General features: G+C 28.2%; 8 protein-coding genes. 5 read left to right on the top strand and 3 right to left on the bottom strand.

The window, feature by feature from the left end:
* The first annotated feature begins 20 nt into the window (after positions 1-20).
* Complete coding sequence (locus KKE07_01440; protein MBU4269521.1) at positions 21-1,361, top strand: DUF952 domain-containing protein; 1,341 nt, start codon at positions 21-23, stop codon at positions 1,359-1,361.
* A 2-nt stretch (positions 1,362-1,363) separates the two neighbouring features.
* Here the strand turns inward: KKE07_01440 and mgtA are convergent, their stop codons facing one another.
* Positions 1,364-3,892, bottom strand: a complete 2,529-nt coding sequence (gene mgtA / locus KKE07_01435; GenBank protein ID MBU4269520.1) for a magnesium-translocating P-type ATPase — start codon at positions 3,890-3,892, stop codon at positions 1,364-1,366.
* Positions 3,893-4,042: 150 nt separating this feature from the next.
* On the opposite strand from mgtA, the gene arfB reads away from it, so the two are divergent.
* From arfB to KKE07_01415, 4 genes are all read left to right on the top strand, one after another.
* Positions 4,043-4,471, top strand: a complete 429-nt coding sequence (arfB, locus tag KKE07_01430) for an aminoacyl-tRNA hydrolase (GenBank protein MBU4269519.1) — start codon at positions 4,043-4,045, stop codon at positions 4,469-4,471.
* A 96-nt stretch (positions 4,472-4,567) separates the two neighbouring features.
* The gene (locus tag KKE07_01425) at positions 4,568-4,933 is read left to right on the top strand and encodes a hypothetical protein (GenBank protein MBU4269518.1); all 366 of its coding nucleotides are present in this window, start codon (positions 4,568-4,570) and stop codon (positions 4,931-4,933) included.
* On the top strand, positions 4,934-5,305 hold the full coding sequence (locus KKE07_01420; GenBank protein MBU4269517.1) for a GNAT family N-acetyltransferase: 372 nt from the start codon (positions 4,934-4,936) through the stop codon (positions 5,303-5,305). It begins immediately after the preceding gene.
* A gap of 78 nt (positions 5,306-5,383) precedes the next feature.
* The gene (locus tag KKE07_01415; protein ID MBU4269516.1) at positions 5,384-6,184 is read left to right on the top strand and encodes a histidinol-phosphatase HisJ family protein; all 801 of its coding nucleotides are present in this window, start codon (positions 5,384-5,386) and stop codon (positions 6,182-6,184) included.
* 55 nt (positions 6,185-6,239) lie between these two features.
* Here KKE07_01415 and KKE07_01410 read toward each other — a convergent pair whose 3' ends face one another.
* Both KKE07_01410 and KKE07_01405 read right to left on the bottom strand, forming a co-directional pair.
* On the bottom strand, positions 6,240-7,634 hold the full coding sequence (locus KKE07_01410; protein ID MBU4269515.1) for a DEAD/DEAH box helicase: 1,395 nt from the start codon (positions 7,632-7,634) through the stop codon (positions 6,240-6,242).
* Positions 7,635-7,849: 215 nt separating this feature from the next.
* Positions 7,850-8,326, bottom strand: a 477-nt coding sequence (locus KKE07_01405; GenBank protein MBU4269514.1) for a hypothetical protein, incomplete at its 5' end; no start/stop codon positions are given.

Genomic DNA, 8,326 nt, shown 5'->3' with positions numbered 1-8,326 from the left:
TTTAAAATAATAGGTAGTAAATGAAAAAGTTAATTTTCAGTTTTGGGATATTGTTATGTTTATCTGTATTAAAAATAAAACCAAACTTCGTACCTATTTCAAAAGCTTGTAGTTCCGAAAAAATTTATAAGATTATTCCGGCGCAAGATTTTAAACCAAATGAAACTTTGGATTGTATAAAAATTTCACCGCTTGATTTAAAATCAGGTTTTATGCATACATCGTTTGGAAATCAAGTTGAAAATACTTTAAAAAAATTTTTCCAAAATATTCCATATATATTAATTTTAGAAATTGATCCCAAAATTTTAATTGATAATGGCTCTGAATTAAGAGTAGAACAAAATAATGGAACCGGTGATTTTTATCCACACTTTTATGGAACACAAAAAATTCCATCTGCAGCAATTTTGAAAATAATCAGAGTAAAAAAACAAGTTGGTCACGAAATTTTAAGAAAAAGAATAGAAAATATAAGTAAAACTTTAAGTCCGGGATACATTGGCGTGGCAGCAAAGCACATCGAAAGTAAAAGGCATTTTGAATTTAATGCAGATTTAAGTTTTCCTATGGCAAGTACATATAAGTTACCAATTGCAATCTATTGTTTACACCTTGTGGATAACAAAAAATTAAATTTAACAAATAAAATTAAAGTAAATCAATACAATTTAAGACGCGGTTGTCACATAAAAGCTGGTCGTAGTTATTCAATAACAAAACTCATCCAATTAATGATAGAAAAAAGTGATAATGCCGCATCAGACTTAATTTTAAAAACGGTTGGAGGTCCGGCAGTCGTTACCAATTGGTTAATTGATAATGGTTTTTATAAAATAAAAATAAGTAGATCTGTGTTAAAAATGATTGCAGATTATTCCGGAATAAAAAATTTGAATGATGAATACAATTGTTCAATTAATAGAGATTTGATGCTTTTAAATAGTGTAAGCAAAAGAAATAGAACGACAGCTCTAAAAAAATTTTATAACGATAAACAAGATACAACTACACCAATTGATATGGTAAATTTGCTTGATAAATTTTACAGCAAAAAACTTATCAGTAATAATTCAACAAATTTTTTACTAAAAAGTATGGGCAATTTGAAATGGGGAAAAATGCGCATACCTAGATTATTGCCAAAAAACACCAAAGTTTGGCATAAAACCGGCACTATGGATAGTATAATTTCTGACGCAGGAATTATTGAATTGCCCGGAAATAAAGGGCACATTGCTATTGCAATATTTACAAATAAATCTCAAAAACCCCATCAGTCTGCAGCCATAGCACGTGTATCCAAATTAATTTTCGATTATTATCGCAGTACAAGTATTTGCAATACGTGTATTAAATAAAACTAAAAATCAAATTTTTTATAAAAAAATCTTTTGGTAATTTCTGCAATAATTAAATACAAAAATGCTATAAATATAATTATTAAAATTATATTTAATGAAAGTTTTTCAAATTTAAATTTTTTGCCAAACCATGTAAATGGAATAAGCCAACCAATTAAAATACATATAAAACTATTAAAAAATAAAATAAGACTCGCCCTACTTTTCAATATTGGTAATTTTTTAGTTCTTATCACATGAAAAACTAAAATCTGTGTAGCCAATGATTCCATAAACCAAGCTGTTTGAAAAACGCCTTGCGATACATGTAAAACATAAAATAAGAAAAAAAATGTAAAAAAATCAAAAATAGAACTTACAATACCAAATACCGCCATAAACTTTTTGATAAAAGAAATATTCCAACGTTTTGGTCTTTTTATCCAATCATCATCAATATTATCCAAAGGAATAGAAACCTCTGAAAAATCATAAATCAAATTATTAAGCAATATTTGAATTGGCAACATTGGCAAAAATGGTAAAAAAACTACAGCTCCTGCAGCGCTAAGCATATTTCCAAAATTAGAGCTCAACGTTACCATGATATATTTCATAGTATTGCCAAAAGTTTTTCTGCCCTCAATAATTCCATCTTTAATTACGGATAAATTTTTATGCATCAAAACAATCCCTGCGGCTTCTTTTGCAACGTCAACCGCATTATTTACAGATATTCCAATATCAGCTGCTTTAAGCGCCGGAGCATCATTGATTCCATCACCTAAATATCCAACAACTCGGTTATTTGCTTTTATTGCTTTTATAATTCTTGTTTTTTCATCAGGTGAGCACCTGGCAAAAATTGTAACATCATTAACTTTTGCAATTAATGCATCATCGGTAAATTTATTCAAATCAAAACCAAGAATAATTGATTTTATTTGTAATCCAACTTCATCACAAATTTTTTTTGTAACAAGCTCATTGTCTCCCGTAATAATTTTCGTTTCAACGCCAAAACCTAAAAGCTCTTTTAATACATTTTTTACATCCTTTTTTGGTGGATCCATTAGTAAAATAAAGCCATTAAAAATCATTTCGTTTTCGTCTGTTGAGTCATATCTATCTTTAAAATCAACCCGTTTTTGAGCTACAGCTAAAACACGAAATCCATCTTTACTAAATTGTTCAAATATGTTTTTTGCATCTTGTTTTATTTGCCGATCAAAAGTAATTACAGCACCATTATTCATACAGTAGTTGCAACACTTAAAAATTTCTTCCGGAGCACCTTTTGTTATAAGTAAAATTTTTTCATCATGTTTTACAATAACACTCAATCTCTTTCGATAAAAATCATATGGAATCTCTTCAACTTTTTCATATCCTGTTGTATCAATTTTTCTGTAAGATTCTATAGCCAAATCCAAAGGATTTTTTATTCCTGTCTGAAAAGTACTATTTAAATATGCAAAAAAAAGTACATGTTCGTCAGTTTTGCCCAAATAGTCCGTATATTTTACAATTTCAATTTTATTTTCCGTTAATGTCCCGGTTTTATCCGTGCATAAAACATCCATACTTCCAAAATTCGGAATTGATGAAAGTCTTTTAACGATAACGCCACTTTTAGCCATTTTTTTTGAACCAAATGCCATGGTAATTGATAATATCATAGGCAAAAGTTCCGGAGTAATTCCAACAGCAATTGTTACGGCAAAAAGAAATGAAATTAAATAATCATGTTTTAAAATTGAATTTATCAAAAAAGTAAATAATACAAGCCCAAAAATTATTTTCATTAAAAAAAATCCGAAATTATTTATTCCTTTTTCAAAATCACTTTTTGAATAATTATTTGATAAATTTAAAGCTATTTTGCCAAATTCAGTATCTTTTCCGGTATTTATTACAATGGCTATGCAACTACCACTGACAACGTTAGTTCCTCTAAAAATTATATTATCCAATTTAAATACATGATCAGATTGAGCTTTTAATTTAATGTTTAATTTTTCTTCAGGAAAAGATTCACCGGTTAATGCAGACTGATCAACAAAAAAACTATTGGTTTCAATTATTCTTGCATCTGCGGGAACCATATCTCCGGAACTTAAAAAAACGATATCACCCACAACAACACTTGCAACCGGAATCTCAACTTGCTTACCGTTTCTTGCAACCAAAGTTGTTGTTTGAACCGATTCAATAAGTTTTTTAACAACTTTGTCGGCACTATATTCTTGAAAAAAATCAAGAATTATACCTAAAAATATCATGCATATTATAATTATTGCATCTGTAATATTTCCTAAAAAAAAAGATATGCCGGCAGCAATAAAAAGAATTATTATTAAAGGGTTTACAAAATGAGAAATAAATTCAAAAAAAATATTGAATTTTTGTTTATCTACTAAAATATTTGGGCCATATTTATAAAAACGTTTTTTTGCTTCACGCTCTGATAATCCATCTTTAGACGAATTAAGAATTGAAAATATATTTGTAATTTCCATTGTTGCAAATTTTAAAAGTTTTTCATTCATAGATACTAAATCTCCACTATTTAAATAAAATTTAGTTTAAATTAGAATAAACCGTATCAAATTAAAAACTTTTATGTAAAGAATTTAAATATCTTGAACTTAACAACAAAAAATAATAAACATGTAAATTAAATAAATATTGGAGAATATATGAGTGATAATTTATTTATTAAAAACGGAATAACAATTCCAGAGCATGAACTTGATATAAGTTCGAGTAAATCCGGCGGCGCCGGAGGACAGCATGTAAATAAAACCGAAACAAGAATTACAGTACGCTGGAACCCTAAAAATAGTAATTCTTTAACTGAAGAGCAAAAAGAACTGTTACTTAAAAATTTACAAAATAAATTAACGTTTGATGGCGATCTTGTAATTAGTAATAGCGAAACAAGAAGCCAAATTCAAAATAAAGAAAATGCACTATTAAGACTTGCATTTGAAATTAAAAAAGCACTTTATGTCCCAAAGCAACGCATGAAAACAAAAATTCCAAAAAGTGCTATAGAAAAAAGACTTAAATCTAAAAAACAGCATGGTGAAATTAAAAAAATGCGAAGTAAAAAATTTGATTATTAAAAAATGAGAAAAATGCAAATTTAAGCGTTTTTATTAAATAAAACAATCTGTTAAACTAATAAAAATGGTTGTTTTAAATAATTTTTGGGGTTTTTTATGTTTTTTAATAAAATTTTTAAAAAAATAGTACTTTTTGTTGTATTTTTCACTAAATTAAATCTATTTGCGCTCAATATTGAACCAAATAAAGTTTGGGAAATAAAAGACAAGCAAAATAATACAAAAATAATGGAATTTTATGAAATTAACGGCTCATCATATGACTTTATTAATTCATATGAAATTTTAGCCCCAATTCAAGCTGAAGCATTCGCAGACGAATTTCATAACTGTCTTTTAAGCAAAGATAAAAATCTTATAAATAAAATGAAAAATTATATCGTTGAAGGACTAGATTTAGATCTATCTTATGAACTTGAAATAGCCAACTCTAATGATAAAGAATTAAGAATAAATAACTAATTGGAAAAACTTAATAATCAAATAGAATTAGCAAAAAAATTTTTAGATAACAACATGTGCATAGAAATTGATCCTGTATATTTAATTTTAGTAAAAAATGAAAATGATGAATATTTAGGTTTTTCAGTTTTTTCACCAAAACCGAATCAAAGAGTTTATCTATCTATGCTTGCAATAAAACCCAAAGCTCAAAGTCAGGGGCTGGCAAAACACCTAATATTTTCAATTTTAGATATATTTCCCAAATTAGAATCAATATTTTTAGATGCAGTATACTGGAATACAAAAGCTCGAAATATTTATGAACATTTTGGATTTAAGATTACAAGCATAAGCGAATTTACAAACACATTCGAATATAAAAAAAATTAAATAAAAATATTTAATTTAATTTTCAAAAGTATTAGAATTATTTTGTATAAAAAAGTTTTAATAATTGGGGATTTAAAAATGTTTGATTGTCACACTCATTCAACTTATTCTCCGGATAGTACCGCAAAAATAGCTAACGCTTGCAATACAGCTGCAAAAAATAATTTGTCAGGAATAATTTTTACAGATCACTACGAAATCGATTTAATTGGATCAAGTTATATATTCAACCCGGATTTTGCAAAACGCAAACAAGATATTGAAAATATAGAGCACAAATTTAAAAATAAGTTAAAAATCTTAGAAGGCGTAGAAATTGGTTTTCAGCCACACATTAAAGATGATCTCATAAAAATTATACAAAAAAATAATTTTGATTTTGTAATTGCATCGATTCATTCAGTTCAAAAAGAATTTATCTCAAACGGAAAATATTACGAAAATAAAAACAATCAAGAAATTTATTCAAACTATCTTCAAGAAATTTATAAATCTGTTTCTGAATTTAATGATTTTGATGTGGTTGGACACATAGGCTATGTCAGAAGATATGGCAATTTAACAGATCGCAATATGAATTTTAAAGATTACCCTGAAATAATAAATGCAATACTAAAAGAAGTAATTAAAAAAAATAAAGGTATCGAAATAAATTCGTCTGGATATAGAGATATTTTACAAACACCTATTCCAAATTATGATATTGTAACCGAATATAAAAAATTGGGCGGAGAGATTATAACTCTTGGCTCAGACTCACATAGTCACAAAACAATTGGTCACAGTTTTGAAATTGTAAAAAATAGATTAAAAGATTTGGGCTTTAAATATATTGCGCATTTTGAAAAACGTGAACCTAAATTTACAAAAATAATATAAAAAAAATAGACCAAAAAAAATTTGGTCTATTTTTAATTTTAAGTAAAAATTAATTTTATCTATATCTTTGATTAAAATTTCTGCTTTTTTCAGCATCTATAAGCATTTTTAATAATGCAGCAGAAAGATCTGCCGAAGAGAATTTATCGCTTACAAAACTTTCAGTTATATTTAAATAAGATGACAAATCATGCTTTCCAATATTTTGTCTTACCTTTTTAAGCACGCTATCAGCCTTTTTTTCAATACTGTAATCTACAACAAACTCTTTTTTACTTGGTTCATTAGCAGCTACAACACCCTCTTCACTCCAAATAACAGGCTTTTTATTAACTTCAAGCTCAATTCTTGGAATTTCAATTTTTGTAAATTGCATAATTCTACGCAATTGCATCATTTCACTTCTGGCTACAAAACTGAATGCCTTTCCGGTTTTTCCGGCACGACCTGTACGGCCAATTCTGTGAACATATGATTCAATTTCTCTAGGAATATCATAGTTAAATACAAATTCAACATCTGACACGTCAATACCTCTGGCCGCAACGTCAGTTGCAACTAAAATATTGATAACCCCTTTACGAAATTTACCCATTATTGCATCACGGCTAGATTGTCTAATATCACCATGAATACCGGCAACCTTGTAACCTGTTTGATATAGTATTTTTGATATTTTATCCACATATCTTCTTGTGTTACAAAATACTATGGCAAGCTTAGGTTTATGCTGATTCAATAAATCCATTAAAAAATCAATTTTATATGGCGACTCTACATTTAAATAAGCCTGTTCAATAGGAGCTAAATTAGCTTTTTCACTCTTAACTTTTATTAATTTTGGATCTTTTTGATATCTTTTCGTAATCTGTAAAATTTCGGCTGACATTGTTGCTGAAAAAAGAACCGTTTGATGATCTTTATTAATTTTATTCAAAATAAATTCAATATCATCTCTAAATCCCATATCAAGCATTTCATCAGCTTCATCTAAAACAACTATTTTTACCTTGTTTAGTTTTAATGTACCACGTTTAAGATGATCAACCATACGACCAGGAGTACCTACAACTATTTGTGGTCCACGTCTTAAGCCAAAAAATTGCCTTTCTATTGGTTGTCCGCCATAAATAGGCAATGATGATATATTTTTTTTAAATTTTAAAAATTTATTAATTTCTGTAGAAACCTGAATGGCAAGCTCTCGTGTAGGACACAAAACTAAAACTTGAACATCTCTACTGTTTGCATCAATCTTTTCTATTGCAGGAAGACCAAATGCTGCAGTTTTACCTGTTCCGGTTGAAGCTTGTCCAACGATATCATTCCCATTTAAAATTTCAGGAATTGCCTGAGCCTGTATAGGCGTTGCAGTTTCAAAACCCATCGATGCAACAGCTTTTAAAAGCTCTGCCGATAAACCTAAATTTTCGAATTTTATTTTATCCATAGATATTATTAATCCTTTTGTTTATTGTAAATTTTTTAAATTAACCAAATAAATAACCGCCATAATCCGCGCACACAATAAAACAAAACGGCAGATTATCTAATTTGATCTGTTTACAATAACAAAGATCAATAATCGATTATTCAAGAACGAATAATAGCCTATCATAAAAAAAAGCTTTATGGAAACGCCATTATTCGTTATTTTTATGCTTTTTACTTTAAAAATGCCACTAAAGTTTCCACCATGATCAAAAATATAACAATCATTGTAAGCACTTCTTCGTGAATAACATCCAATCTATCCTGATAAACAGAATATAAATCTTGAATTATATCCAATTTACGTGAAATTGAGGTTCTCCACCCGGAAAGTCCCATTTTTTCTCGAAGCATTGAATAAACACGCAAATAATAAGCTTCACCTTCCATTTTTATACTGTTTTCCAATCGTTCAGTGATTACAGATATATCAACTCTAAGTTGTGCCAAAACCGAAACTGGCAAATTAAATCGTTGGCCTAAAAACGGTATGTATGCCGTCCAAGGTATTGTGTAATTTTGTTGCGAATAAAAATAGTTTAATTTTTCATCAAGAAGTCGATCAAAATACTGTAATTCAAGCTGTTGAATATTTGTAAACTCAAAAAATTCCAATGAATCAAAATACTCATCGTCATAAATAAATGCGCC

The organism is Candidatus Dependentiae bacterium (genome assembly GCA_018897535.1).
Classification (GTDB): domain Bacteria; phylum Babelota; class Babeliae; order Babelales; family UASB340; genus UASB340.
This window is presented reverse-complemented; position numbering and strand designations above follow the sequence as displayed.